The organism is Promicromonospora vindobonensis (genome assembly GCF_042685865.1).
In the GTDB taxonomy this organism is placed as follows: domain Bacteria; phylum Actinomycetota; class Actinomycetes; order Actinomycetales; family Cellulomonadaceae; genus Promicromonospora; species Promicromonospora vindobonensis.
This window is the reverse complement of record NZ_JBHUOG010000001.1, coordinates 84,391-110,027: the sequence shown is the minus strand read 5'-3', so window position 1 is coordinate 110,027 and position 25,637 is coordinate 84,391. Positions and strand designations below refer to the sequence as shown.

Here is a 25,637-nt window from a genome sequence, read left to right as displayed (position 1 = left end):
GAATCCTGGGGGTGGTCCACATGCAACGTTTGGCTCGGGGAAGTCTCCTGGTCGTCGCGCTCGGTGCGACGTCGAACCTTGTTCTGACGTTCATTCCCGATGTGATGCCACGTCGGGTGGCGATCCCGATCGTCTGGTGCACGGCCGTCGCGACGGTGGTCATCGCCGTCGTGTACCTGTTCGAGCAGACCATCGCAGCCCGTCAGCGGGTGGAGCGGACCGCCGAGCTGGAGCGGGCACGCCTGCTGAACGAGCTGCGCCAGTACCGGGGCATCGAGTGGGTGAGCGCCGACCGCGAGCACCGGAACGCATCGCTCGACATCTGGAGGGCCGCGCAGCGGCAGGTGGTCGTCTTCGGCTTCGGCATGACGAGCGTCGCGCGCGACCCCAACCTGATCTGGGCGATGGTGAACCGGGGCGTGGACGTCGACGTCATCAAGGTCGACCCGGAGTGGCTCGTCGACCAGCCCGCGATCGCCGCGACCATCGACGGGTACTACGACCGGGACGAGGCGTTCATCGGGCAGGTGCGGCAGGCGCACCAACGGCTCGAAGGGCTGGCCCGGCAGATCAACGCCGAGGGCAGGGGCCAGCTGAGCATCCACACCTACCGGACGACGGTCCAGTACAGCGGCTCGATCCGGGATCCGGGCACGCCCGAGGCCTCCGGGTACGTGGAGTTCCACCTCTACCGGAAGTCCATCGAGCGGCTCGGCATCGGCCTGACGCAGTACGACGACGATGACGACCTCAATCCGCCGATCCTGCACCATGTCCTGCACTCGCTCTCGCTCGCCGTCGGGCACCCGGTGCCGACCGAGCGCCGTCCACCGGCTCTGGGGCGCGGCGACGAGGGTCAGGCGCTGGGCGAGGAGGGCGAGCGCCCGGGTGCGGCGGCATGACGGACCGCGGGGGATGGGCGCGTGGCGGCCTGGTCGTCGTGGCGCTCGGGTTGGCTTCCAACCTGGCTCTGACCTTTGTCCCTGACATCGTGCCCGACAGTGCGGCACAGGTCATCGTCTACTGCATGACGGCGGTGATCGTGGTCGTGGCGCCGTTGTGGGTGTACCGCGAGCTGGTCGAGTCGTCGCGCAGACGGGAGGTCGAGCGGCGGCGGATGCGGGGTATCGAGGCGGTCGGTGGCGACTACAGCCGGGAGGGCGACACGTACGAGGTGTGGGGCGCCGCCAAGCGGCGGGTGCTCTGCATGGGGTTCGGGCTGACCGGAATCTCCGCGGACGAGGACCGCATCGTGGAGGCCGTCGGGCGGGGGGTGCGGGTGGACTTCGTCATGGTGGACCCGCACTGGCTGCGTGAGCAGCCTCAGGTGACGGATCTGGTCGGTGCGTACTACGACGAACAGGTCTTTCTGGCGCGGGTGGAGAAAGCCCACGTCACGCTCAGGTCGTTGGCGAAGCGGCTCGACGGAACCAAGCCCGAAGGGTCCGTTCACGTGCATACCTATCGGTCCTGGACGCAGCACAGCGCGACGATTGCCGACCCCTGGTCGCCCGACCCCAGCGGGTACCTGGAATTCCATGTGTATCGCCGGCATGCGGCCTGGATTCGGCTTCGTGTGTCGGGGTTCGACGGACCTCCGGGTGACCAGCCCTATGTGTCGCACATCGTGCGCGAGGTTGATCGGTTGCTCGGATACCAGCTTGAAACGGCGTGACACCAAGCCGACATGTGGCACTATCCGGGGTGTGCCTTTGGAGAAAATTGCCCTGATCAGCGACGTGCACGGCAACCTCACCGCACTTGACGCGGTGCTCGATGACATCGAGTCGCGCGGGGTTGATCAGATCATCAATCTCGGGGACTTCGTCGGAAAGGGCCCGCGGGGCAGCGCGGCGGTCGATCGTTGCGACAAGGTGTGCGACATCAATATCCGCGGCAACTGGGACGACCGCCTGCCGGTGTGGAGCGACGAGTCGGCGGTCGAGATGACCTGGTGGCGCGACGAGCTGCGTCAGGACCAGCGTGACTGGCTGAAGGCGCTTCCCCTGAGCCATGACCTGCTGGTCAGCGGGCGGCACATCAGGCTCTTTCACGCGTCCGCGACCAGTCCGCACGTGCGGGTGCACGCCAAGCACACGGCCGAGGAGTTCGCCGGGATGTTCGCCAACACGGCGATGACGGGGGAGGGCCCCGTGCCGTCCATGGTCGGGTACGGCGACATCCACGACGCCTTCGTCGAGGTGGAACGCGGCCGCACGCTGTTCAACGTCGGCAGCGTGGGAAACCCGCTGGATGAGCCGGTCCCCAGCTACGCGATCCTGGAGGGGGTTGTCGACGAGCCCGGCCAGGCGCCGTTCGGGCTGCAGTTCATCCGGGTGCCGTACGACGTCGAGGCCGAGATCGCGGCGGCGGCGAGCCTCGGGATGCCGGCCCTTGCGCCCTACGCGGTCGAGCTTCGTACCGCGGTCTACCGCGGGTTCCAGGAGGTGTGATCAGGCCGGCCGGTGCACGACGACGTCGATCCAGAGCTTTCCGTCCGAGTCCGGGTCGACGACCACCCAGGGCTGCACCGGGACCTTGGTCCCGTAGATGTCGCGTGCGGCTTCCTGGACGAGCCACACGAAGTACTCGAGCGTGTAGTGGTTCCGCCAGCGGCGCGTCACCCGGCCGTCCGCACCGGCCTTCATCTCGAGGCCCTGCCGTGGGGACAGCGCGGCGGTCGTGGAGATCAGTGCCGTCCCGCCCGGCGCGACGTGGGCGAGCACCTTGCGCACGGCATCCTCGTCGGCCTCCGGCGGGAAGAGGTGGACGAACGCGGTGGCGAGGACGAGGTCGAACAGCGACCCGTCGAGCGAGGCGCCGGCACCGGCCTCGTCGACGTACCGGCCCGCCAGGAACTCGCCGTGCAGCAGCACCGGCTTGTTCGGCAGGGTCGGGTCCTGGCCCAGCTCGCGGGCCGCGGCGATCATCCGGGTCGAGAAGTCGACGCCCGTGACCGCGTACCCGAGCGCGGACAGGACCCTGGAGTGGGTGCCGTCGGCGCAGCCGATGTCCAACGCGGTCGGGTGCGCGCCCGCGGTCAGCTGCGGCAGGCGCTGCGTGAGCCATTTCTTGGCATTCTCTTGACGCACCCCGGTTGTGCCCTTGTACGTGCCGGCCAGCACGTCATAGGCGGCGCGATTGATGTCAAGAATCACCTGGAGATCGGGAGGGGCGCTACTACCGACGGCCGGAATCAGTACGGGCACTGCGGACGGCGCTGCCACCCATCCCCCTCGCGCGCGATGGATCGTTTCGATCCGCCAATTGACAGGAATCCTCCGCGCCGCATTCGGGACCGGCGGAATGGCGCTTATCGTGTCACACCTTGCGCGGCCGCGCGTTCACACGCTCGGCGGTGAGCGAGAGCAATCTCGGCGTTGAGCGAGAGCAATTGCCGCGACTGCGGGTCTCGCGGAGAAAAGAATCACCGATGGATAGCGAAACTCGCACCGATTCGACTGGACTCCGGCGGCATCGACGCGCAAGACTGGTCGTGTGAACGAAATCACATTGGAAGCTGAAGTCAACAGGCCGCACAAGGACCTGACCGCGCTCGAAGCGGCAAGGTTGCTGGGGGTGTCGAAGCTGCACGTCATCGATCTCCTCGAGGCAGGTGAGATCGACTACCACATGGTCGGGGCGGACCTCATGTTCAACGCAGCAGAGATCGCGTCCTACAAGTCGGACCGTGAGCACCGCGACTCGGAGTCCCTCGTATCCGCATGAACCCCGCGCGGCGGGCGCCCTGGCGCTTCCGCTGACGCAGTGCGTGCGCCTCGCATACCGAGGACGCCGCGCACCCTGACGCCTGGGCGCACGTTCGTCACCTGAGAACGTGCGCTCTTGTCGTGTCAGGGTCCAACCAGGTCGGGCCTCCAGCCACGTCAGGTCCAGCCCAGCGGCGCGAGGTCGCGAGGGCCGCCGGCGAGCAGCCCTGCGATGGTCTCGGCAGGAACCGGCCGCCCGCCCCAGGCGTCGACGCCGACGTTGATCTGCCGCCCACGCTGACGCCACGTGTCGTGCACGTGGCCGTGCACCACCCACCCGCCGTCGTCCACCGGCCGGTACTCGACATACCGGTCCTCGCCGTGGGAGTCACCCTCGAACGGGAAGTGCGACAGCGCCGCACGCTGCCCGCCCACGGCCACCGGACGGGGCCGGTCGTGGATCTCGGCGAAGCCTGCGGCCAGGTACAGCTCCCGAGCCGCGGCCCGGCGCTGCTCGCGGGCCTCCGGGTCGCCCTTGCGCAGGGCCCGGTCGCCCTCCCAGCAGCGGTCGTGGTTGCCCGGTACGAGGATCTTGCGCCCGGCCAGCCGTCCGATGCAGGCCAGTGACTCGCTGAGGGCGCCGAGGGCCACGTCGCCCAGCACCCAGACGGTGTCGTCGTCGGTGACCGTCTCGTTCCAGAGCTGGACGAGCCGGTCATTCATCGTGGAGACGCCGGGGAACGGGCGGTCGCAGAACCGAATGATGTTCAGGTGTCCGAAATGCTGGTCGGACGTGTAGTACGTAGTCATGTCGGAATGTATTCAAGCGGCTCCGCCCGGCCGGGGGAAGGGAACAGGGCGCAGGGGGACGGCCGTGCTGCTCGGGTCCAGCAGGAACGGCGGACGGCGAAGGGCGGGATGGGCCATGATCGGCAGGTGGACCTCGCCGTCGACCTCAGCCAGCGCACGGGGCGTACCGACGCCATCTACCGCGCGTTGCACACGGCCCTGACCGCTGGCCGGGTCCGGGCAGGGGAGCAGGTTCCCTCGACCCGCGACCTCGCCAGGGATCTCGGGGTCTCGCGCGCGAGCGTCGCAACCGCCTACGAGCGGCTCGTCGCAGAGGGTTTTCTGGAGACGCGGACCGGTTCGGGCACGTTCGCCACGGCGGCCGCGAGCGACACCCCTGCCGTGCGGCGCCGGGACCCGGGCGCCCTGCGTCCGCGTGCGGGCTGGCACTGGACCGCGCGTCCCACGAGCGGCGACGTGCCGGTCCCTGCCCATGACTTCCGGGTGGGCCTCCCCGACGCGGGTCTCTTCCCGTTCGACACCTGGCGCCGGCTGCTGGCGGCGGAGTCGCGGGCGGGCGGTCCTGCCGCCGGCTCGTACGCCGGCCCGGCGGGCCTGCCGCGGTTCCGGGAGGCCGTCGCCCGGTACATCGCCGGTTCCCGTGGGGTCCACGCAGGGGCGGACGACGTGATCGCGACGACCGGTGCGCAGCAGGCGCTCGACCTCGTGGCGCGGGTGCTGCTCGAGCCAGGGGACGTCGTCGCCATGGAAGACCCCGGCTACCCCGACGCGCGGGAGCTCTTCGCGCTGCACGGGGCGCGAGTCGTGCCAGTGCCCGTCGACGCGGACGGCCTCGTCGTGGACCGGATCCCGCCGCGAGCCCGCCTCGTCTACACCACCCCGTCGCACCAGTTCCCGCTGGGCATGCCGCTGTCGCTCGCCCGACGCCGTGCCCTGCTCGCGCACGCCGTGCGACACAGGGCAGCGGTGATCGAGGACGACTACGACAGCGAGTTCCGCCGCGCCCGCCGGCCGCTGGAGTCGTTGCAGGCCCTCGACAGGGACGGCCACGTGATCTACGTCGGGACCTTCTCGAAGTCGCTGCTGCCCGGCCTGCGCGTCGGGTACCTGGTCGCGCCGCCGTCGCTGCGCGACGCACTGCTCGCGGCCCGCCAGCTCACCGACGGCCACGGGGCCGTGCACGTGCAGGCAGCGCTCGCGCGCTTCATCGACGACGGACTGCTGGCCCGGCACGTCCGGAAGGCCTCAGCGCACTACGCGGAACGGCACGAGATCCTGCTGGACGCACTGGCGGAGCTTCCGGTCGAGCCCGTCCCGTCGGCTGCGGGCCTGCACGTGGCTGCCTACCTGTCCGGGGACCCTCCGGTGGACGCGCGAGCGCTGGTGACCCGTGCCCGACGGCGGTCGGTCGCGTGCGAGTCCCTCGCCGCCTTTGCGGTGGGTCCCCACCGGGACGGGGTGGTGCTCGGGATCGGTGGCGCGGTCACGAGCTCGATCCGGCCAGGCATTCAGGCGCTGGGTCGTCTGCTGGCACCGTGACGGCTGCCGCCGTCCGCGCCCGGCGTCGCCGCCACGTCGACCAGGCCAGACCGCCCAGCGCGGCGAGCACCGGCCCGGTCATGTGGGCCCCGGTCATGACGAGCAGCCCCAGCGCGGCCACCAGCGACACGGCCGCGCACCACCAGGCGATGCTCCGGCGGGGCAGGAGGCGCAGGGCCGCCGCCGCGCCGACCAGGTACAGGAGCGAGAACGTCGCGGAGGCCATCAGGACCACGACGTCGGTGGGCAGGCGCAGGGCGGCGAGCAGCGCGGTCGTCCCGAGGCCCAGCGTCGTGAGGACGGCCAGGGACCTACGGGGCGGCCGTTCCGGTCGGGCGGCCAGCCAGCCGGGGAGGCCACCGTCGCGAGCGAGGGCGGCGCCGATCCGGCTGCCGCCCGCGAAGTAGACGTTGATGGCGCCGATGGTCAGCAGCACGGCCAGCACCGTGGTCACGGGACGGGCGTGCGCACCGAACCCCAGCACCAGCAGGTCCGAGAGCGGAGCGGGCCCGGGCTCCGGACCGAGCACCGAGACCGTGGCGAAGGCGACGCCCAGGTAGAGCGCCCCCACGACGGCCACGGCGATCGCGGTGGCCCGCGGGATGTCCCGGGCCGGACGGCGGTACTCCGCCGACAGGGAGCCAAGGATCTCCCACCCGGCGAAGGCCCAGACCAACAGCGCCGCCGCCGAGCCGACCGCGGCCCAGCCGTGCGGCGCGAACGGCGCGAGGTGGCTGGGCTGTGCGTGCGGCAGCGCCACCACGACGGCGACGGCCAGCAGCAGCGCCACCGCCCCCGCGATGGCGAGCTGCACCGTGCCGGACACCCGCAGGTCGAACCAGTTCATCGTGGCGCACACCGCGATGATCGCGACCGTGGTGGCCAGGGCGGTGCCTTGCCCGCCGCCGGTCGCGTCGGCGACGTAGGCACCGGCGAAGCCCGCTGCGGCGGGTGCACCGACCGCGATGGTCGCGTAGAACGCCCAGCCGACCATCGTGGACGCCCGCTCGCCGAACGCGAGGCGGGCGTAGGTGGCGACGCCGCCGCCGTCGGGGTGCCGGGCACCGAGGGCCGCGAACGTCGTGGCGAGCGGGATCGACAGGAGGACGAGGGCCGCCCAGGCCACCAGCGAGGCGGGACCCGCCACGTCGGCGGCGAGTGCTGGGAGCGAGATGACACCCGTGCCGAGCATGGCGCCGAGGGTGAGCGCGGCGCCCTGCGGCACGCTGAGACCGTTCTGCATGACCATGACGCTATGCGCCCGGTGGACCGGTGAACGGGCCGATCCCGGGCCGGTCGTTCAGTCCGGTTCGGCCGGGCTGCCCGACCTCGACGGTGCTCATCGGTCGTCCACGGCTGCCGCCGGTGGACCGGTGGGGGCCGGGTCGGGCTTCGGCCGTGCACGCGCCTCCTCGCGCAGGTGATGCAGCCCTGCCGTGGTCGCGATGACGAACACCCGGTCCCGTGGCTGCAGGTAGCGGCCCTCCGACGGCTCGATCTGGTGACCGCCGCCACCGCTCTCGAACGTGAGCGTGTGGACCGCCAGCAGCCGGCTCCGGATCTCCTTCTTCCTGGTGTCGTGCCCCGTGGCGGCGGCGCTCCGGGCGCCGTTGTGGAGGTTGACGGAGTCGGAGTGCTGGCCGACGAGGCGACTGTGCTCGCCGATCTCGAGCTCGGCGAGCACCAGCACCCGGTCCCGGTACGGGATGGTCGCCTTGACCTCCTGGCCGATCATCGCGGCGGCGAACCACGGCGCGGCGAGGAAGGAGGAGCTGAGCCCGACCGAGTCGGGGATCTCTCGCCGGATGCGGCGGGACAGGTCCCTGTCGTAGACCCGCAGCACGGTGCGCAGCGGAGCCTGCTCGTCCTTCTGCCGCGCGATCGAGCGCGCGGCGAAGCCGATGCCGATCGTCGTGGCCCCGCCGCTCGTGACCACCACCACGGCCTGGGCGGTATCCACGTACGCGGCGTGCAGCGTCGCGGCCCGGCGGGCGTCGCCGACCACGACCGGGACGTCCCGAGCGCGGGCGACGGCGATACCGCGCGCGGACTCGTCGATGTCGACGGCGACCACCGGTACGCCACGCCGGTCCAGGGACCGCACGATGCGGGTACCGAGGTCGCCGAGCCCGATGACCACGACATGGCCGGCCATCGCGTGCAGCGGGGACCCGGTGTCGAGCAGGCGTTGGGTGCGCACCACGCCGTCGACCACCACACCGGTGACCCAGGGGATGACGGCGACGCTCACGATCGTCAGGACCACCTGGGTGGCCTTGACGACCGGCTCGGCGCCATGGTCGGGGTCGCTGCCTGCCAGCGAGGGCAGCACCGCCTCGTACAGCGCCCCTGCCCAGGTCGACCCGGTCGCGAGCTTGATCGTCGCCGCCCCGATGAGCACCACCACGAGCAGGACACCCGCTGCGAGCAGGAGGTTCCACCCCGAGGTGATCGCGAGGGTGCGGAGGTACTCGCCGAACCGGCGTCGGCGGCGCGGGTCCACCTCGTCCTCGTCGGGCTCGAGGTCGGCCCTGATCTCCGGCAGGACGTCGTCCTCAGCTGCGTCCGCCAGGTAGACCTTCGGTGTGGTCCGCGCGAGCTCGGCGGCGCTCGGCAGGGCCTCGACGACGTCGCCAGGACCGGTGGCGAACAGCACCATACGGGTGGGCACCGAGGTCTCGGCGTCGGAGACGACGAGCCGGCGGTGCCTTACCGGAAGGCGGATCAGGCGCCGCAGCGCGGCGCCGACGATCTCGGGGGCAGCGAACGCAGACGCGGACAGGACCGTGCAGCGGTCACGCTCCAGGTGCCGGCCGAGCGACTCGTCGAAGATCCGGACCACCACGTGCAGCTCGGGCCAGCGTTCGCGCAGCAGGAGCGCCAGGGCCACGTTGGCGCCGTCGTCCTGGTCGACGAGGGCCGCCGCAGCGGCGTGGCCGGCGCCGGCAGACGCGAGCGCGGCCTCGTCGACGCGTTCCGCCTCGACCAGGTCGACCCCCGTCAGGGCACCCATGTCCTGTGCGTAGCGGGAGGTGCGGTCCGGTACGAGCACCGTCACGGTGCCCTTGTAGCGCGTGCTGAGCGCCCGAGTGAGGCGGTAGGCGAGGGGATTGTCGCCGATGACGACGTAGTGCGCGTTGGTGCCCGGCCCGGCAGCTGTCATGTTCGAAGAGCGTAGCGGGACCCTCCGACAACGAGCGCTCGCTCGCCGTCGGAGGGCCGGGTGCTGCTGTGGTCCGCCCCCGGGTTCAGGAGGGGACGTTCGCCACCCCGTCGGGCAGGAACCGCTTGCCGAGGACCTTCTCGCTGTAGCCGGTGCGGTCGAGGTACGGCGTGATGCCGCCCGTGTGGAAGCCCCAGCCGGCGCCGAGGATCATCGCGAGGTCGATCTGCTGCGGGCCGGGCACGACGCCCTCGGAGAGCAGGAGACCGATCTCGGTGGTCAGCGCCGTGAGGACCGAGTCGAGCACGCCGTCGGCGTCGAGCACGCTCTGCCCGTTCCTGCCCGGCTCGCCCGGGCTGAGTGCTGGGCCGAAGTACTCCTGGATCGCCGGGTCGACCGGCTTGGGCAGGCCCTTGGCGGGAGCGTCGAGCACCACCCTGGTGCCGTCCTCGACGATCTTGGCCAGCCCGGGCGACGCAGGGATGCGGTCGCCGAGGTTCTCCCGCAGCGAGGTGAGCACGTGCTGCGCGACGGCGGGACCCACCAGGTCGGTCAGCTCGAAGGTCGGCATCGGGAAGCCGAGCGGGGCGAGCGCCCGGTCCGCCACCTCGACGGGCGTCCCTGCCTCGATGGCGTCGACGACCTGGCCCATCACGAGGAGCAGCAGGCGGTTCACGATGAAGCCGGGACGGTCGGCCGACATGATCGCCGTCTTGCGGAGCTTCTTCGTGATGGCGAACGCGGTGGCGAGCGCATCGTCGGAGGTCTGCTCCGCGTTGATCACCTCGACCAGCGGCATCTGGGCCACCGGGTTGAAGAAGTGGATGCCGACCACGCGCTCGGGGTGGGCCAGGTCAGCGGCCATCTCGGTGACGGACAGCGCCGAGGTGTTGGTCGCAAGGATCGCCTCGGGGTCGATGATGCCCTCCAGCTCGGCGAACACCTTCTTCTTGAGTCCCATGACCTCGGTGACGGCCTCGATCACGAAGTCGCACGACGCGAACTCGGCGATGTCGGTGGTGCCCGAGACCGACGCAACGATGCGGTTCGCCGCGTCGGGGGCCAGGCGCCCGCGGGCAGCGAGCTTCTCCGCGGTCTCGCGCACGAACGCGAGGCCCTTGTCCACGCGCTCCTGGTCCAGGTCGCGCATCACGACGGGCACGCCGAGCCGCTGCGCGAAGAGGAACGCCATCTGGGCTGCCATCAGTCCTGCGCCGACGACGCCCACCTTGGTGATGGGCCGGGCGAGGCCGGGGTCCGGCGCGCCCATCGGCTTCTTGCCGCCGCCGACGAGGTTGAACGCGTAGATGCTGGCGCGCATCTCGTCGGTCATGATCAGGTCGGCGAGGGCCTGGTCCTCGGCGTCGAACGCGTCGGTCCTGGTCGTGCTGCGCGCAGCGGCCAGGAGCTCGAGCGCCCGGTGGGGTGCTGGGCGAGAGGTGCCGACGACGGCGTCCAGCCGGTCCTTCGTCGCGGCGACGACGGCGTCCCACACGGGCTGCGGGTCCAGCTCACGGCGGGAGACCTCGACCTCGCCGGTGACGACCTTGGCGGCCCAGACGATCGACTGCTCCAGGAAGTCGGCCGCCTCGAACAGCTCGTCGACCAGCCCGATCTCCAGCGCCTCGGCCGGCTTGTACGGCTTGTTCGCCGCCGGCCGGGTGAGGATGACGTCGACGGCCTTCTCGATGCCGACCAGCCGCGGCACCAGGTACGCGCCGCCCCAGCCCGGGATGAGACCGATGCCGGTCTCGGGCAGGCCGAGCGCGGCGGCGTCGGACGCCACGGTGCGGTAGTCGCAGTTGAGTGCCACCTCGAGGCCGCCGCCAAGGGCCAGGCCGTTCACGAACGCGAAGGTCGGTACCCCCGTCGTCCCGTGCAGGTCGCCGAGGATGGTGTACGCGGAGTGGCCCATGCGGCCCAGCTCGACGGCCTGCTCGTGGCTGCCCACGGCGGTGATGCCCTTGAGGTCGGCGCCGGCGGCGAGGAAGTACGGCTTGCCGGTCACGCCGACCGCCGCGATCTCGCCCGACTCGGCGCGGGTGCGGACCACCTCGAGGGCAGCCTTCAGCTCGGCCAGACCGGCCGGCCCGAGCGTGTTCGGCTTGGTGTGGTCGAGGCCGTTGTCGAGCGTGACCAGGGCGAGGATGCCTGCGCCGCCCGGCATCCGCACGTCGCGGACCAGGGAGTGGGTGACGCGCTCGGCGGGAGCGGTCGGGGTGGGGGTCTCAGACACTGGTCAGTTCTCCTCGTCCGTGTGGCCGGAGTAGTCGGCGTGGTGCGGGTTCTCCCAGATGACGCTGCCACCCTGGCCCAGGCCCACGCACATGGCGGTGAGCCCGTAGCGGACCTCGGGGCGCTGCTCGAACTGTCGGGCGAGCTGCGTCATCAGGCGGACGCCCGAGCCGGCCAGGGGGTGGCCCATGGCGATGGCGCCGCCGTACGGGTTGACGCGCGGGTCGTCGTCGGCGATGCCGTAGTGGTCGAGGAAGGACAGCACCTGCACGGCGAACGCCTCGTTCAGCTCGAACAGGCCGATGTCGTCGATGGTCAGTCCGGCGGCCTTGAGGGCCTTCTCGGTGGACGGCACCGGGCCGTAGCCCATGATCTCCGGCGGCACGCCGGCGTACCCGTAGGACACCAGGCGCATCTTCGCGGGCAGGCCCAGCTCGGCGGCGACGTCGCCGGCCGCGAGGAGGGCGCCCGTGGCGCCGTCGGTCAGGGGAGAGGACGTCGCGGGGGTCACCCGGCCGCCCGCGCGGAACGGCGTCTTGAGGCCCTGGATGGACTCGAACGTGGTCTCAGGGCGGGGCAGCTCGTCGCTGGTGGCCAGACCCCAGCCCTGCTCGGACGAGCGGACGGCGACCGGGACGAGGTCCGGGTCGATGTCGCCGTTGGCCAGCGCCTTGGCGTACTTGGCCTGCGACTCGACGGCGAACCGGTCGGCGCGCTCCTTGGTGAGGTGCGGGAACTTGTCGTGCAGGTTCTCCGCGGTGACGCCCATGTTGAGCGACTGCGGGTCCACGAGCTTCTCGGCCACGAAGCGGGGGTTGACGTCGGCGTCGAAACCCATCGGGTGGCGGCCCATGTGCTCGACGCCGCCGGCGATGGCGATGTCGGCGGCGCCCATGGCGATGCCGGCGGCGGTGGTCGTCGCGGCGGTCATGGCACCGGCGCACATGCGGTCGATGGCGTAGCCAGGCACGGACTGGGGGAGACCGGCGAGCATGCCGACGGTGCGGCCGAGCGTGAGCCCCTGGTCGCCCTGCTGGGTGGTGGCGGCGATGGCGACTTCGTCGATCCGCTCCGGGGGGAGCTCGGGGTGGCGCCGCAGCAGCTCGCGCACCACCTTCACGATCAGGTCGTCGGCACGCGTCTCCGCGTAGAGGCCGTCGGGCTTGGCCTTGCCGAACGGGGTGCGGGCGCCGTCGACGAAGACGACGTCGCGTACCGCACGGCGGGCACGCGGTGTTTCCGGGGCTGCGGTCATCAGCAGGACTCCTGGGGTTTGCGGGACGGCGACGTCCATGAGCGACGTCGCTGGATCGAGATACACGCTACCGCGAGTACCGGTAAAAAGCACGTACGAAGTGAGACCCGGTCCGGGTGCATCTGAAACGCAGTCTCGCAGTGCGTGGCGAGGGTGCCCGGCGACCGCACTACCCAGCGATTCGGCCCGGGACCGGCGGGGCCATGGGGCCGAATCGCTGGGTACGCGCTAACTCCGCGGCGAACGCAGAAAGCCCGCCCCTACGCAGTGATTCGGCCCGGATCTCGCGGGGTTGACGGGCCGAATCGCTGGGTAGGGGCGGACTTCTGGTGCGCGCTCGGGTCAGCCGTTGCCGCGGAGCCTGCGAACCACGCGCTTGGCGGTCGGCAGGGCGGTGTTCCAGGTGTTGTACCAGCGCGAGAACGCGACGTCGATCGAACCGACGAGCTCGTCGGTGTGCTTCGCGAAGCTCTTCTTGAAGTCGCTGATGCCGTCGTTGAGCAAGCCGTTCATGTCGTACCGCACGAGGCCCTGCTCCTGGGCGATCTCGATGGTGCGCCAGTAGGTCGGCGCGGTGGCCGTGGCCTTGCGGCCGGCGTCGTTGCCGCCGCCGTACAGGAGGAACGACGTGCTGGCCGAGTTGACGCACCACGCGAAGCACGCGGGCACGTCGTCGACATAGGTCGCCACGAGCACCGAGTGCTCGCCGAGCGACCGGTGGATGTCGAGGTAGTACTCGTCGGAGTGGATCGCGAAGCCGGCGCGCTGGGCGGTCTCCTTGTAGACGTCGAGCACGCGCAGCACCTCCTTCTCCTCCGTCACCCGGCGGATGTCGAGGCCCGAGCGCCCGCCCTTGCGGATCTCGTAGCGCGTGGACTTGCGCATGTCCGCCAGCAGCTCGTCACCGGACTTGGTGAGATCGAGGATCAGCGTGCTCGGGATCAGGATCTGGTTCGGCGCGTACCGCCGCCCGGCCAGGTCGAGCTGGGTGCCGGCCGGCCAGTCCGGCTCGATGGTGATGCCGACGCCGCCGACGTTCTCGCGCGCCCACTCGACGACCGTGTTCGTCACGGCGTTGCGGGTGGCGCTGTCGCCGACGCCGAAGACCGCCTGCGCCGTCTCGCCGTCGTGGTGTGCGACGACGGGGCCGCGCGGCACGTACGAGAGCGCCCGGAACTGAGCGGGCAACGGCCGCACGAGCAGCTGTGCGAGGCCGACGGTGGTGCCGTCCTCGGTCACCCGCAGCCGGTGCGCGCGCCAGTTGCCTGCCGCCTTGACCTCGCCCCATCCCCACAGCTGGAGCGGGTGCCCGCCCAGGGCGAGGACCTCGCGGTCCCAGGTCGAAGGTTCGGTGACGACGTCGACGGCGAGCGTGATGGGCTCCGACAGGGCTGGCATGGGGACGACTCTACTGGTGCGAGCGTCGCGCTCTCACACCTGTTCCGGCACCACGTCCGCGAACGCCCGCTCCAGGCCGCCCGCGAGCAGGCTGACCTGCCACGCCCGCGCACCGCGGCCACGCAGGAACTCGGCGATCCCTGCGGCGTCGGCGGGGACCGGCGGCGTCCAGCACAGCCGGCGCAGCGCGTCGGGCTGCAGCAGGTTCTCCACCGGCACGCTCAGCTCCTCGGACAGCGTGGTCACGAGCTCACGTGCCGCCGTCAGCCGGCGGGCCGCTGCCGCGTCACGGTCGCCCCAGGTGCGCGGAGGCGGCGGGCCGTCGGAGCGTGGGCCGCGCACGCTGGGCAGCTCGGCGTCGGGGAGGGTGCGTGCCTCGTCGATCGCGTTCTGCCAGTAGGCGGCCCGGCGCTTGGTGCCCTTGCCCGCGAACTCCGGCAGGGCCACGAGCTGGCCGGCGGTCTTCGGCATGGCCTTGGCCGCCGCGACGATCGCCCGGTCGGGCAGGACCCGGCCGGGGGAGATGTCCCGTGCCTGGGCGCTGGCGTCGCGCGCGGTCCACAGCGCGCGGACGGCGGCGACCTGGCGCGGGTTGCGCAGCACGTGCATGCCGGACGTACGGCGCCACGGGTCGACCCGTGGCGCCGGCGGGGCGGCGGTGCGCACCGCCTCGAACTCCTGCGCCGCCCACTCGGTCTTGCCAGCGGCCTCGAGCTGTTCGGCGAGCCGGTCGCGCAGCTCCACGAGAACCTCGACGTCGAGGGCGGCGTACCGCAGCCAGTCCTCCGGCAGGGGGCGCGTGGACCAGTCGACGGCCGAGTGCTCCTTCGCCAGACCGAGGCCCAGCACCTCCGCGACGACGGCGGCGAGTCCCACCCGCTCCATGCCGAGCAGCCGGGCGGCCAGCTCGGTGTCGAAGACGCGCGCTGGGCGCAGGCCGTGCTCGGCGAACCCCGGAAGGTCCTGCGAGGCGGCGTGCAGCACGAACTCGGCATCGCCGACGGCCTCGCCGAGCGGCGAGAGGTCGGGGACGCCGACGGGGTCGATCAGTGCGGTGCCTGCGCCCGCGCGCCGCACCTGGACCAGGTACGTCGCCTGGCCGTACCGGTACCCGGAGGCGCGCTCGGCGTCGGCGGCGACCGGCCCCGAACCTGCGGCGAACGCCTCGACGACACGCGCGAACGCGGCATCGGTCGCCACGACATCGGGCAGCCCGTCAGCGGGCTCGGTCAGTGGTGTGACGGGGGCCGGCACGGGCGTCGATGTCTCCGCAGGGACTCCTCGCTCCGTGGTGGTCATGGACCTACCGTATGGCGTTGCCTGGAACGGTCGGTAAACCGCCTGGTGAGGGCCGCGACGCCGTCGGGAAGCGGGGGCACGCCCGCCGCCATGGTGAGCAGGGCCGCCCACGCGCTCAGGTGCGTGCCGAGCTGGGTGTCGAGCGGCGTCCACGACGCCCGGATCTCCAGGTCCACCGCGTCGGGCGTGCCGTCCAGCGCTCCGTAGCTCTGGGACAGGACCCGGGTGACCGTGCCGCCGTCGGCCACGGTGTCGGTCCCTGGGACGAGCCCGGCGTTCTCGAGGCACTCGCCGACCCAGGACCAGGCGACGTCGGCCAGCATGGGGTCGGCGGCCATCTCGGGCTCGAGCGTCGCGCGCACCAGCGTCACGACCCGGAAGGTGCCGTGCCAGGCCTCCTGGCCGGCCGGGTCGTGCAGGACGACGAAGCGGCCCGTGGCGAGCGGCTCTTCGGAATGGTCGTGGTCTTCGGGGTGGTCCCGGTCGGTTCGCCCCGGCGGAGTGCCGGGCAGCACGTCGCCCGAGAGCGCCACGCTGAACGGGGCCACCCGGCGCGGGGCCGGGATCTCCGTCAGGCGCACCTCGGCGCGCAAGGCCTGACGCCGCAGGTCGGCGAGGGCTGCTGCGAAGTCGACGGGGACGCCGGTGGGCGGGCCGCTTGTCACCACTTCACGGTACGTCCGCGTGGCGGTCACCCGGCGGAGGCGCGCGGCCGTCGCCGGATCGTGACCTGCGTCGCCTTGTGTTCTCGTCGACTACTAGGCTGGCGGCGGGTCACGGCGCGCCCTGCGCGTACGCCGGTCCGTTTCCACGTCAGAAGGAGCAAGAACGTGTCAGGCACAGCACAGATCGGCGTCACCGGACTGGCGGTGATGGGGCGCAACCTCGCGCGGAACTTCGCACGTCACGGCTACACGGTGGCGGTCCACAACCGTTCCTACGCGAAGACCGAGTCGCTCGTCACCGAGCACGGCAGCGACGGCGAGTTCATCCCGAGCGAGACGATGGCCGACTTCGTCGCGTCGCTCGAGCGGCCCCGCAAGGTCGTCATCATGGTCAAGGCCGGCGGCCCGACGGACGCCGTCATCGACGAGCTGATCCCCCTCCTCGAGGAGGGCGACATCGTGGTGGACGCCGGGAACGCGCACTTCCCGGACACGATCCGGCGTGAGGCCGCCCTCAAGGAGCACGGCCTGCACTTCGTGGGCACCGGCGTGTCCGGCGGCGAGGAGGGCGCGCTGAACGGCCCGTCCATCATGCCGGGCGGCACCCCCGAGTCGTACGAGTCGCTCGGCCCCATCCTCGAGGACATCTCCGCGAAGGTGGACGGCGTCCCGTGCTGCACGTACGTGGGCTCCGACGGCGCCGGGCACTTCGTCAAGATGGTGCACAACGGCATCGAGTACGCCGACATGCAGCTCATCGCCGAGGCGTACGACCTGCTGCGCCTTGGCCTGGGTGCCTCGGCGGCGGAGATCGGCGAGATCTTCGCGCAGTGGAACACGGGCGACCTGGAGTCGTTCCTCATCGAGGTCACCGCCGACGTGCTGCAGCACGTGGACGCGGAGACCGGCAAGGCGTTCGTCGACATCGTGCTGGACCAGGCCGAGCAGAAGGGCACCGGCCGCTGGACGGTGCAGAACGGCCTGGACCTCGGCGTGCCGATCACGGGCATCGCCGAGGCGACGTTCGCCCGCGCGCTGTCCGGTTCGGTGCCGCAGCGTGCCGCCGGCCGTGCGGCGCTCCCTGCCCACGCGGCCGAGTGGGAGGTCCCGAAGGACGACGCCTCCCGTGCTGCGTTCGTCGAGGACGTCCGCCAGGCCCTGTACGCCTCGAAGGTCGTGGCCTACTCGCAGGGCTTCGACCAGATCGCGGCAGCGGCCACCGAGTTCGGCTGGGACATCGACCGCGGTGCCATGGCCCGGATCTGGCGCGGCGGCTGCATCATCCGCGCCCGGTTCCTCAACCGGATCACCGAGGCCTACGAGCGCGACCAGGACCTGCCGCTGCTGCTGGCGGACCAGTACTTCACCGACGCCGTCGCGAGCGGCCTGCCCGCGTGGCGCCGCATCGTGGCCGGCGCGGCGCAGAACGGCGTTCCCACGCCGGCGTTCTCGTCGTCGCTGGCGTACTACGACGGCGTCCGCGCCGAGCGGCTCCCCGCGGCCCTCGTGCAGGCGCAGCGCGACTTCTTCGGTGCGCACACCTACAAGCGTGTCGACCGCGAGGGCACCTTCCACACCGAGTGGTCCGGAGACCGCACGGAGTCCGAGGCGTGACGGGAATCCCCGCGGAACAGGGGCAGACCGGCGCGGGCGGGGAGGTCCCCGTCCCGGACATGATGGTGGTGGGGGTCGGCGGCGACGTCGGGATGTACGCCCTGGTGCGTGCGTTCCACGAGCAGTACGGCACCCGCTCCGTGGTGCTGTCGAAGGTCGCCACCCGTGCGATGCAGGACTCGGCGATCGCCGAGAACGTCGTGGTGCCCGGCCTCGACGAGGTCGAGGTGTTCCTCTCCACGCTCGAGGGCATCGCACAGCAGCACCGGGACAAGGTCCTGATCCTGCTGACGAACGCGGACTGGCACGTGCGCACCGTCATCCTGAACCGCGAGCGGCTGGAGGCGGCGGGCTATGTGACGCCGTACCCGTCGCTGCCCGTGCTGGAGCAGGTGAGCAGCAAGGAGGGCTTCGCGCAGGTGTGCGACCAGCTCGGCATCCCGACGCCGCGCACGGTGGCGGTCGACATCGCCAAGCTGGTGGCCGACGGCGGCCGGGCCGCCGTGCCCGCCCTCGAGGTGGACCTGCAGTACCCCGTGGTGGGCAAGCCGTCGAACAGCGCCGAGTGGTACTACGTGGACTTCCCCGGCAAGGCGAAGATCCACCACCTCGACTCCCGCGCGGAGCTCGAGGAGGTGCTGGGCAACCTTGCCGACGCGCAGTTCCCCGGCACGTTCCTGGTGCAGGAGTTCATCCCGGGCGACGAGACGCAGATGCGGTCCCTGACCGCCTACCGCGACACGACGGGCGAGGTGACGCTCCTGGCCACCGGCCGGGTGCTCCTGGAGGAGCACACGCCCGGCACGCTGGGCATCCCGGCGGCCATCCTGGTGGAGGCGTACGACGACGCCATGGAGGCGGCCACCCGGTTCCTCGACGCCACCGGCTACGTGGGGTTCGCGAACTTCGACTACAAGCTGGACCCGCGCACGGGGCAGCACGTGTACTTCGAGGTGAACCCCCGGATCGGGCGGAACAACTACTACGTGACGGCGGGCGGGGCGAACGTGGCCCGCGTGCTGGTCGAGGACTGGGTGCTGCACCGGCCCATCCGTCCGGTGCGCGCGGTGCGGGACGTCCTGTACACGGTGGTGCCGTTCGGCCTGCTGTCGAAGTACGTCCTCGACCCGGAGCTCAAGACCCGGCTCAAGGCGCTCAAGGCGAGCGGCGACGTGATCAACCCCCTGAAGTACGACCGCGACTCCGGCCTCAAGCGCCGGCTCATCGTCGAGGCGATCACGCAGAACTACCGCCGCAAGTACGCGCAGTACTACCCGGAGCCCACGGCCACCGGATACTGATCGGCGCGGCCCCGAACGTGTCAGGCGCCCAGGCCACCGAACGTGACCTGGGCGTTCGGCACGTCCGGGGCTTTTCCGCGATGGGTACTTCTCCCCGCCCCAGCCCTTGTGCGTCCTGTGGGTGACCGGGACACTATGTGTGCACTTGCTGGAGATTTCCGGCACAACACGTGAGAGAGGTTTTCAACCGATGTCGTTCATCGAGTCGATCAAGACCGTGCTGTCCAAGTACGCGGTCTTCAACGGGCGCGCCCGTCGCTCCGAGTTCTGGTGGTACATGCTGGCGTACGGGATCGTCTACACGGTCCTCTACGTGGCGCTGGTGGCCCCCGGCCTGGCCCAGTTCTCGGCGGCCACCTCGGAGTGGGTGGCGGCCGGCGACGCCGCGGCGCCGATGCCCGCCATGCCCGGCTCGCTGACGACCGGTTACGTCATCCTGTCGATCGTCGGCCTCGCGCTGCTCCTGCCGACCCTCGGTGCCACCGTGCGCCGCCTGCACGACACCGGCAAGTCCGGGTTCTTCGTCCTGCTCCACCTGATCCCCTTCGTCGGTCAGATCATCCTGATCGTCTTCACGGCGGCCAACGGCACCCCCGGCCCGAACCAGTTCGGCCCGGACCCCAAGGCCGTGGCGCAGGCGCAGGCCGTCTGACCTAGCCTGAACGCATGATCAGCCCCCGGCCCGTCCTCGTTGTCGGGGCGAGCGGGTTCGTCGGCAGCCGGGTCGCACGCGGCCTGGCTGCCGGCGGCCGGCTCGTGCTCGCCTCCACACGCCACGAGCTGCCCGACCGGGTCACGGTCCAGGCCGGGGTGGTCCCCGTCCACAGCCCCGATACGGCAGCCCTGCCCGACGCCGTCCGCGCCGCCTGCGCGCACGCCGGGGTGCCGCTGCCCGGCGCCGTCGTCGCCTCGATCGGCGGCTGGGACAAGGGCGCCCCGCTGCTCGAGTCGGACCGGGACCACTGGTCCGAGACGCTGGCCTCCCACCTCACGGCCCACCTCGACGCCGCGCGCGCGCTCGTGCCGCTGCTGGAGCCGGGCGACCCGTACGTGGTGCTCAACGGAGCCGCGTCCCGCGAGGCGATGGCCGGATCGGGAGCGATCAGCGTCACCGGCGCGGGGCTCGCCATGCTGGTCCAGGTGCTGCGCCTGGAGTCGACCGGTCCAAGGTTCCACGAGCTCGTCATCGACCACGCCGTCACCGGCGACGGCCGCAACGAGGACCCCGCCCAGGTCCGGACCCCCGCACAGGTGGTCAGGGCGCTCTGCGAGCTCCTGGACGACCCCGCAGCACCCGCCGTCCGGCACGTGTGACGTTGCTCTCCCGGCACCCCCGCTGAGCGGCCGCGCCGGTAATCTCTTGCTTCGTGACGACCGCGACCACCACCGACAGCCAGACCGCGACGAGCGCCCTGTGCGCCGTCCGACCACAGGTTCCTGTCGACCGGCTCGTCACCGATCTCGTGCCGCCGCGCCACTTCGCGAAGGCCCGGTTCGCCACCTACCGCGCCAACCCGGCACATCCCAGCCAGGGCCGCGCGCTCGCCCGGCTCCAGGAGATCGCCCAGGAGATCGTCGCCCCGAGGCGCGCCCTGTTCGCCCGCCGCAGGCCCGCACCCGCCGTGTACCTGGACGGCGGTTTCGGCGTCGGCAAGACGCACCTCCTCACCTCGCTCGCCCACGCCGTGGGTGAGGCGATCGGCTCGGACAAGGCTGCGTACGGCACGTTCGTCGAGTACACCAACCTCGTCGGCGCGCTCGGGTTCCTGCCGACCGTCGAGGCGCTGGCCGCCAAGAAGCTGGTCTGCATCGACGAGTTCGAGCTCGACGACGCGGGCGACACGACCCTCATGTCCCGCCTCATGCGCGAGCTCGCGGACCGGGGCGTCGCGCTCGCCGCGACGTCGAACACGCTGCCCGACGCGCTCGGCGAGGGCCGGTTCGCCGCCCAGGACTTCCAGCGTGAGATCAAGGCCCTGTCCGACCGCTTCGAGACCCTGCGGGTCGACGGCGAGGACTACCGCCACCGGGACGTCGTCACGGACTCCGAGCCGCTGACCGAGGACCAGGTCGCCGCCGCGGCGGCCCGTCCCGGGGCCACCCTCGACGGGTTCGACGACCTGCTGGCCCACCTCGCCACCGTGCACCCCAGCCGGTACGGCGCGCTGCTCGACGGCGTCTCCGTCGTCGCGCTGACCGGTGTGCACACCGTGACGGCGCAGGAGGTCGCGCTGCGCCTCGTCGTGCTGGTGGACCGGCTGTACGACCGGGACGTGCCGGTGCTGCTCGGCGGCTCTGAGGACGGCCTGTTCACCTCCGATATGCTCGCCGGCGGCTACCGCAAGAAGTACTACCGTGCCCTGTCCCGCCTCGGCGCCCTGGCGGAAGAGGGCCGCAAGCTCGCCTGAACGGCTCGGGGTCTCGACAGGCTCGACCAGCGGATGGCGGGCTCGACCGCCCACCCGTCCGTGCGCAGCCTGCGTCCCGCGCGCAGCACCGTCGCCGGGCCAGCTCGTCGAGCACGCCGACGAGCGTGCCCCCGGCCCCGGCCCCGGCCCCGGCCCCGGCCCCGGCGTCTGGCGCGCCGCCGTCAGGAGACGTCACGCTCCGCGGACGGGAGGGACTCCCCGGCCCCGGACCGCCCGGGCACGCCGCCCGGTTCCTGCAGCGGGTGGTGCTGCGAGAACTTGCGCACCTGGTTCAGCTCGGCGAGACGTACCCAGGCGTCCCGGCGCGGCGACACGTCCCGGCCGTACTTCAGCGGGTGCACGACGCGGGCGCCGCGCACGGCGGCACGCACCGACTCGTCGTGCACGTACCTGTCCAGGAGGAAGCCCGGGACTATCCGGTACAGCACCTCCAGCGGCTCCATGAGCGGCCAGCGCCCCGTGAGGTGGTCCGCCATCCAGAAACCGGCGGGATTCAGCCCGCTCGCCGTCAGGTAGTAGTTCGACCGCCCGGTCCGGGGATTCAGCTCCAGGAAGTGCCCGACGCCGGTACGCGGGTCCACCTTCACGTCGAAGTTGGCGAACCCCGTCCAGCCCAGGTGCTCCACGAGCCGGCGGGCGTCCGCCTCGACCTGCGCGAGCCGACCGGTGAGGATCGCCGCCGCGTTCCCCAGCGTCCCTGGCGTGTGCTCCTCGAGCAGCACGCGACCGCCCCACGCCATGCGCACCTCGCCCGCCTGGTCGGAGTACGTCGTCATGATCCGCATCTGTGAGTCGTCGCCCGGCACGTACTCCTGGACGATCATCGGCCTCCGGTACCCCGCGTCGCCGGCCGCGTCCAGGAGTGCGGCCAGCTCGGTGCGGTCCCGCGCCAGGTGCACCTTCGCCTTGCCGCGGAACGACACCTGGTGCCAGGCCGTGTTGTCGCCCGGCTTGGCGATCACCGGGAAGCGCAGGTCGAGGTCCCCCACCGGCTCCCCGCCGTCGCGCACCTCCGTGCGCGGGTGCGGGACCCCGATCTCGTGGCACAGCTCCGAGAACCGCCGCTTGTCCATCACGCGGTCGAGCAGGCCGACCGAGGGGTAGGGGACGACCGCCACGTCCGCCAGGCGCTCGCGGTGCTCCGCGAGGGCCCGTACGTACCAGTCCGCGCAGGTGAGCGCCATGACCGGGCCCGGGGCGGTCGCCGCGAGCCGGCGGATCAGCTCGACCATGACGGCGGGGTCGTCGAGGCGCGGCTCGACGACGTTCCGGATGATCGTGGAGTGCGCGACGTTGGGCGTCGGCCGGATGGACACGACGGTCGACCTGACGCCGTAGCGTTCGTGGAAGGCACGAGCGAGGCTGTAGGCACCGGCGTCGCCACCGAGGATGACCGGGTGTACCGCTGCGTGGTTCCTCATGTCAGGTAAGACGGGTGCCGGACGAGATATGTTGTGTCCCCGAGCGGGTGAACTGCAGGTCAGCTGGCCGCGAGGCGGGCCTTCTCCGTCTCTACGTCGAAGTCGGCCGGGGGCCAGCCCAGCTCCAGCGACCGCAGGGCGCCGGTCAGCAGCTCGGTGACCGCGAGGCGCGCGTACCACTTCCGGTTCGCCGGCACGACGTACCAGGGCGCCACGTCGGTCGAGGTGCGGTCCAGCATCTCCTGGTAGGCCGCGATGTACTGCGGGAGCTTCGAGCGGACGTCGATGTCGCCCGGGTCGTACTTCCAGTGCTTGTCCGGCCGTTCGAGCCGCTCGGCCAGGCGCTCCTTCTGCTCCTCGGCCGACACGAAGAGCGCCACCTTCACGATCAGCGTGCCCGACGCCGCCACCTCGGCCTCGAACTCGTTCAGCTCGCGATAGTGCTTGCGCCAGGTCTTCTGCGGCTCGAGCCGGTTCACCCGGACGACCAGCACCTGTTCGTGGTGCGAGCGGTCGAAGACGCCGAGGTAGCCGGGGCGGGGGAGCGCGTTGCGGATCCGCCAGAGGTAGCCGTGCTCCTTCTCCTCCTCCGTCGGCACCCCGAACCCCGTGTGCTGCACGCCCTGCGGGTCCACCATGCCGACGACGTGCCGCACGATCCCGCCCTTGCCCGCCGTGTCGAGGCCCTGCAGCACCAGCAGCACCGACCGGTCGCCGCCGGTGCGGCCGTGCGCGAAGAGGCGCTCCTGGAGGTCGGCGAGCTCGGGCGCGCGTGAGGCCATCAGCTCCTCGCCGTCGCGCCGCTTGCCGGCCCAGCCCGGCGTCGCGGACTCGTCCAGGGCGTCCAGGTCGGTGCCGCGCACCCAGCGCAGGGCGTCGTCCGCAGGGGTCTGCCACAGCTTCTCGGGCTTCTTCGCCATCGGTGCCTCCTTCGGACGACCGGCGCGCACCGGTCCAAGGACCTCAGACTCCCAGGTCAGCCCTCCGCGCGCAGCACGGCGGTCATCCGGGGCGGCACCGTGAGGGTGTCGCCCACCAGGCGCGTCGCGCCGGGCTCCCAGGCGGCAACGAGCCGGAACGCCGCGGGCAGCGGCGCCTTGCCTGCGCCCTCGGCGGGCCGCAGCAGGCTCCCCAGGCGCAGGGCGGCGAGGCCGTGGCCCGTGTTGAGCACGAACGCCAGGCTGCCGCGCAGCACCGCGATGACCGAGCGGTCGGCCGTCGACCGGATCTCCAGCGGCAGGTCCAGCTCTTCGGCCACGCTCAGCCGGATGGCGATCACCTCGCGCGCCCAGCGCACCAGGCGCTGCTCGCTCTCGTTGCGCGGGACCACCGGCACGTGCACCGTGTCGAGCACGAGCGGGTTGCCCGCGAGGAGGACGGTGGCGAGCACGCTGGCCCGGATGTCGACGTCGTCCACGCCGAGGAGCGCCGTCGCGGGGCTCTCCTCGCCCGCCCAGGGGGCGGTGAGCTGGGCGCCGGGGAGCCGGGTGATGTCCTCGACGACGCTCGCGCCGGCCCGGACCCGGTTGCGGCGGCCGCCGTTCTGGCGGGTGGCCCGGCGCACCGACGGGTGGACCAGGTCGGCGAGCATCTGCAGCGCCTGGATGTCTTCCGACCGGCCGGGGCCGGACAGGATGCGGAGCAGGATGGTCGTCAGCCGGTCGCTCCTGCCTGGGCCGTCCACCAGGAGGCTGAAGCGTCGGTCGAGCTGCTCGCCCATACCGACCACGTAGTCGGCCAGCTCGCCGAGGAACGGGGTGGGGGCGCGGTCGACGAGCGCGTCCACGTCGAGCACCAGGCCGTCCACGTGGTACTCGCGCAGCCAGTGCCGTGCGTCGTCGACGAGAAAGTCGCGCGGGCCGCGGCTGCCGCTGCCGTCGAGGTTGATGCGGTCGCCCACGAAGTCGGTGCGGACGGTGGGCGCGGACGGGACCTTGCCCGCGCGCGTCCCGATCGACGGCACCTGTCCGGTGCGGAGCTGGATGGGGCCGGTGCGCGGCCGGTCCAGCGGCACCTGACCGGTCCGGGGGCGCATCGCCTGCAGTGCGTGCTCGCCGGCGTCGCCGACGTCGGGCCGCGGAGCGCGCGCCCGGCCGGCCCCGCCCGTGAGGTAGGGCCCGTAGGCCTCCAGCCCGAGCTCCTCGGCCACGGCCCAGCGGTAAGGGATGTCCAGCACGACAGCGAGGCCGGCGGCGTGCGCTGCGTCGACGAAGCGCTGGAGCGCGCGGGGGCCGCCGTACGGCTCGTGCACCGAGTAGAGGCGCACACCGCGGGCGGGGCCGAGCGCCGGGTCGAACGCGGCGACGGGTGCGAGCTCGATGCCGTGCACCCCGAGCTCGGCCACGCGCGGCAGCAGCGCCGCGGCGGCGTCGAGGGTGCCCTCCGGGGTGAACGTCTCGACGTCGACGTGCATGAGGACGCTCGTCGAGAGCTCTGGCGGGGACCACGTGCCGTCGGTCCACTCGAAGGCCGGGTCGAAGACCCGGGTGGGTCCGTGGATGCCCTGCGGCAGCCACACGCTGCGCGGGTCGGGCAGCAGCGGGCCACCGTCGATGGAGTAGCCGTAGTCGGTGCCGTGCCCGAGCACCCTGTCGGCACCCCAGTACCCGGGCTCGCCCGCGCCGACGAGGCGCAGCGGCATGTGCTCCGGCTCCTCGTACGGGTCGTAGGGCACGAGCACCTCGATGATGCGTGCACGCGGGGCCCACACCACCGGTCGCGGTCCTGGCACAGGCATGTCAGGCCCTGGTCGGGGCGGTGGTGTGGTTCCCCCGGTTCCACTCCTCGGTCCGGTCACG

General features: G+C 71.9%; 22 protein-coding genes. 10 read left to right on the top strand and 12 right to left on the bottom strand.

All coding sequences use genetic code 11. From position 1 onward, the window contains the following. The first annotated feature begins 20 nt into the window (after positions 1-20). The 3 genes from ACFS27_RS00575 to ACFS27_RS00565 are packed head-to-tail and all read left to right on the top strand — an operon-like array spanning position 21 to position 2,453. Positions 21-902 (top strand): hypothetical protein, encoded by an 882-nt coding sequence (locus tag ACFS27_RS00575; RefSeq protein ID WP_377179276.1) that lies wholly within the window; start codon positions 21-23, stop codon positions 900-902. Continuing rightward, on the top strand, positions 899-1,675 hold the full coding sequence (locus ACFS27_RS00570) for a hypothetical protein (protein WP_377179274.1): 777 nt from the start codon (positions 899-901) through the stop codon (positions 1,673-1,675). The genes ACFS27_RS00575 and ACFS27_RS00570 overlap by 4 nt, the downstream gene beginning before the upstream one ends. Before the next feature lie 31 nt (positions 1,676-1,706). After that, complete coding sequence (locus tag ACFS27_RS00565) at positions 1,707-2,453, top strand: metallophosphoesterase family protein (protein WP_377179272.1); 747 nt, start codon at positions 1,707-1,709, stop codon at positions 2,451-2,453. On the opposite strand, the gene ACFS27_RS00560 is transcribed toward ACFS27_RS00565, so the two are convergent. Then, the gene (locus tag ACFS27_RS00560; protein WP_377179270.1) at positions 2,454-3,158 is read right to left on the bottom strand and encodes a class I SAM-dependent methyltransferase; all 705 of its coding nucleotides are present in this window, start codon (positions 3,156-3,158) and stop codon (positions 2,454-2,456) included. It lies immediately after the preceding gene. A 340-nt stretch (positions 3,159-3,498) separates the two neighbouring features. Here ACFS27_RS00560 and ACFS27_RS00555 point away from each other — a divergent pair, with 340 nt between their 5' ends. Then, complete coding sequence (locus ACFS27_RS00555) at positions 3,499-3,729, top strand: helix-turn-helix domain-containing protein (protein WP_377179268.1); 231 nt, start codon at positions 3,499-3,501, stop codon at positions 3,727-3,729. 158 nt (positions 3,730-3,887) lie between these two features. Here the strand turns inward: ACFS27_RS00555 and ACFS27_RS00550 are convergent, their stop codons facing one another. After that, positions 3,888-4,520 (bottom strand): metallophosphoesterase, encoded by a 633-nt coding sequence (locus ACFS27_RS00550; RefSeq protein WP_377179266.1) that lies wholly within the window; start codon positions 4,518-4,520, stop codon positions 3,888-3,890. 126 nt (positions 4,521-4,646) lie between these two features. Between ACFS27_RS00550 and pdxR the strand changes: the two genes are divergently transcribed. After that, positions 4,647-6,059, top strand: a complete 1,413-nt coding sequence (pdxR, locus tag ACFS27_RS00545; protein ID WP_377179264.1) for a MocR-like pyridoxine biosynthesis transcription factor PdxR — start codon at positions 4,647-4,649, stop codon at positions 6,057-6,059. On the opposite strand, the gene ACFS27_RS00540 is transcribed toward pdxR, so the two are convergent. The 7 genes from ACFS27_RS00540 to ACFS27_RS00510 form a co-directional block, all read right to left on the bottom strand. Next, entirely contained in the window at positions 6,004-7,302 is a 1,299-nt protein-coding gene (locus ACFS27_RS00540) for an APC family permease (RefSeq protein ID WP_377179262.1), read from the bottom strand. The genes pdxR and ACFS27_RS00540 overlap by 56 nt on opposite strands. A 96-nt stretch (positions 7,303-7,398) precedes the next feature. Continuing rightward, positions 7,399-9,222 carry a potassium channel family protein gene (locus tag ACFS27_RS00535; protein ID WP_377179260.1) on the bottom strand — a complete coding sequence of 608 codons (1,824 nt, stop codon included), beginning with the start codon at positions 9,220-9,222 and terminating at the stop codon, positions 7,399-7,401. A gap of 85 nt (positions 9,223-9,307) precedes the next feature. Further along, complete coding sequence (locus ACFS27_RS00530) at positions 9,308-11,389, bottom strand: 3-hydroxyacyl-CoA dehydrogenase NAD-binding domain-containing protein (RefSeq protein WP_377183556.1); 2,082 nt, start codon at positions 11,387-11,389, stop codon at positions 9,308-9,310. A gap of 72 nt (positions 11,390-11,461) precedes the next feature. Beyond that, positions 11,462-12,712 carry a thiolase family protein gene (locus ACFS27_RS00525; RefSeq protein WP_377179258.1) on the bottom strand — a complete coding sequence of 417 codons (1,251 nt, stop codon included), beginning with the start codon at positions 12,710-12,712 and terminating at the stop codon, positions 11,462-11,464. Positions 12,713-13,054: 342 nt separating this feature from the next. Continuing rightward, positions 13,055-14,110: a lipid II:glycine glycyltransferase FemX gene (locus ACFS27_RS00520; protein WP_377179256.1), complete on the bottom strand. Its 1,056-nt coding sequence runs from the start codon at positions 14,108-14,110 to the stop codon at positions 13,055-13,057. 33 nt (positions 14,111-14,143) lie between these two features. Beyond that, positions 14,144-15,409: an HRDC domain-containing protein gene (locus tag ACFS27_RS00515; protein WP_377179254.1), complete on the bottom strand. Its 1,266-nt coding sequence runs from the start codon at positions 15,407-15,409 to the stop codon at positions 14,144-14,146. Beyond that, positions 15,406-16,074 (bottom strand): DUF3000 domain-containing protein, encoded by a 669-nt coding sequence (locus ACFS27_RS00510; protein WP_377179252.1) that lies wholly within the window; start codon positions 16,072-16,074, stop codon positions 15,406-15,408. Before ACFS27_RS00510 ends, ACFS27_RS00515 begins: the two co-directional genes overlap by 4 nt. Before the next feature lie 165 nt (positions 16,075-16,239). Between ACFS27_RS00510 and gndA the strand changes: the two genes are divergently transcribed. The 5 genes from gndA (at position 16,240) to zapE (ending at position 21,397) form a co-directional block, all read left to right on the top strand. After that, positions 16,240-17,688 carry an NADP-dependent phosphogluconate dehydrogenase gene (gene gndA, locus ACFS27_RS00505; protein ID WP_377179250.1) on the top strand — a complete coding sequence of 483 codons (1,449 nt, stop codon included), beginning with the start codon at positions 16,240-16,242 and terminating at the stop codon, positions 17,686-17,688. After that, entirely contained in the window at positions 17,685-18,989 is a 1,305-nt protein-coding gene (locus tag ACFS27_RS00500) for a carboxylate--amine ligase (protein WP_377179248.1), read from the top strand. Before gndA ends, ACFS27_RS00500 begins: the two co-directional genes overlap by 4 nt. Positions 18,990-19,179: 190 nt before the next feature. After that, the gene (locus ACFS27_RS00495) at positions 19,180-19,641 is read left to right on the top strand and encodes a DUF805 domain-containing protein (protein WP_377179246.1); all 462 of its coding nucleotides are present in this window, start codon (positions 19,180-19,182) and stop codon (positions 19,639-19,641) included. A gap of 14 nt (positions 19,642-19,655) precedes the next feature. Next, positions 19,656-20,303, top strand: a complete 648-nt coding sequence (locus ACFS27_RS00490) for a hypothetical protein (protein ID WP_377179244.1) — start codon at positions 19,656-19,658, stop codon at positions 20,301-20,303. A 53-nt stretch (positions 20,304-20,356) separates the two neighbouring features. After that, positions 20,357-21,397, top strand: a complete 1,041-nt coding sequence (gene zapE, locus ACFS27_RS00485; protein WP_377179242.1) for a cell division protein ZapE — start codon at positions 20,357-20,359, stop codon at positions 21,395-21,397. 182 nt (positions 21,398-21,579) lie between these two features. On the opposite strand, the gene ACFS27_RS00480 is transcribed toward zapE, so the two are convergent. The 3 genes from ACFS27_RS00480 to ACFS27_RS00470 are packed head-to-tail and all read right to left on the bottom strand — an operon-like array spanning position 21,580 to position 25,576. Then, positions 21,580-22,839, bottom strand: a complete 1,260-nt coding sequence (locus ACFS27_RS00480) for a carboxylate--amine ligase (protein WP_377179240.1) — start codon at positions 22,837-22,839, stop codon at positions 21,580-21,582. A gap of 59 nt (positions 22,840-22,898) precedes the next feature. Further along, positions 22,899-23,759: a PPK2 family polyphosphate kinase gene (locus ACFS27_RS00475; protein WP_377179238.1), complete on the bottom strand. Its 861-nt coding sequence runs from the start codon at positions 23,757-23,759 to the stop codon at positions 22,899-22,901. Between the two features lie 56 nt (positions 23,760-23,815). After that, positions 23,816-25,576: a hypothetical protein gene (locus tag ACFS27_RS00470; RefSeq protein WP_377179236.1), complete on the bottom strand. Its 1,761-nt coding sequence runs from the start codon at positions 25,574-25,576 to the stop codon at positions 23,816-23,818. Positions 25,577-25,637: the final 61 nt, after the last annotated feature.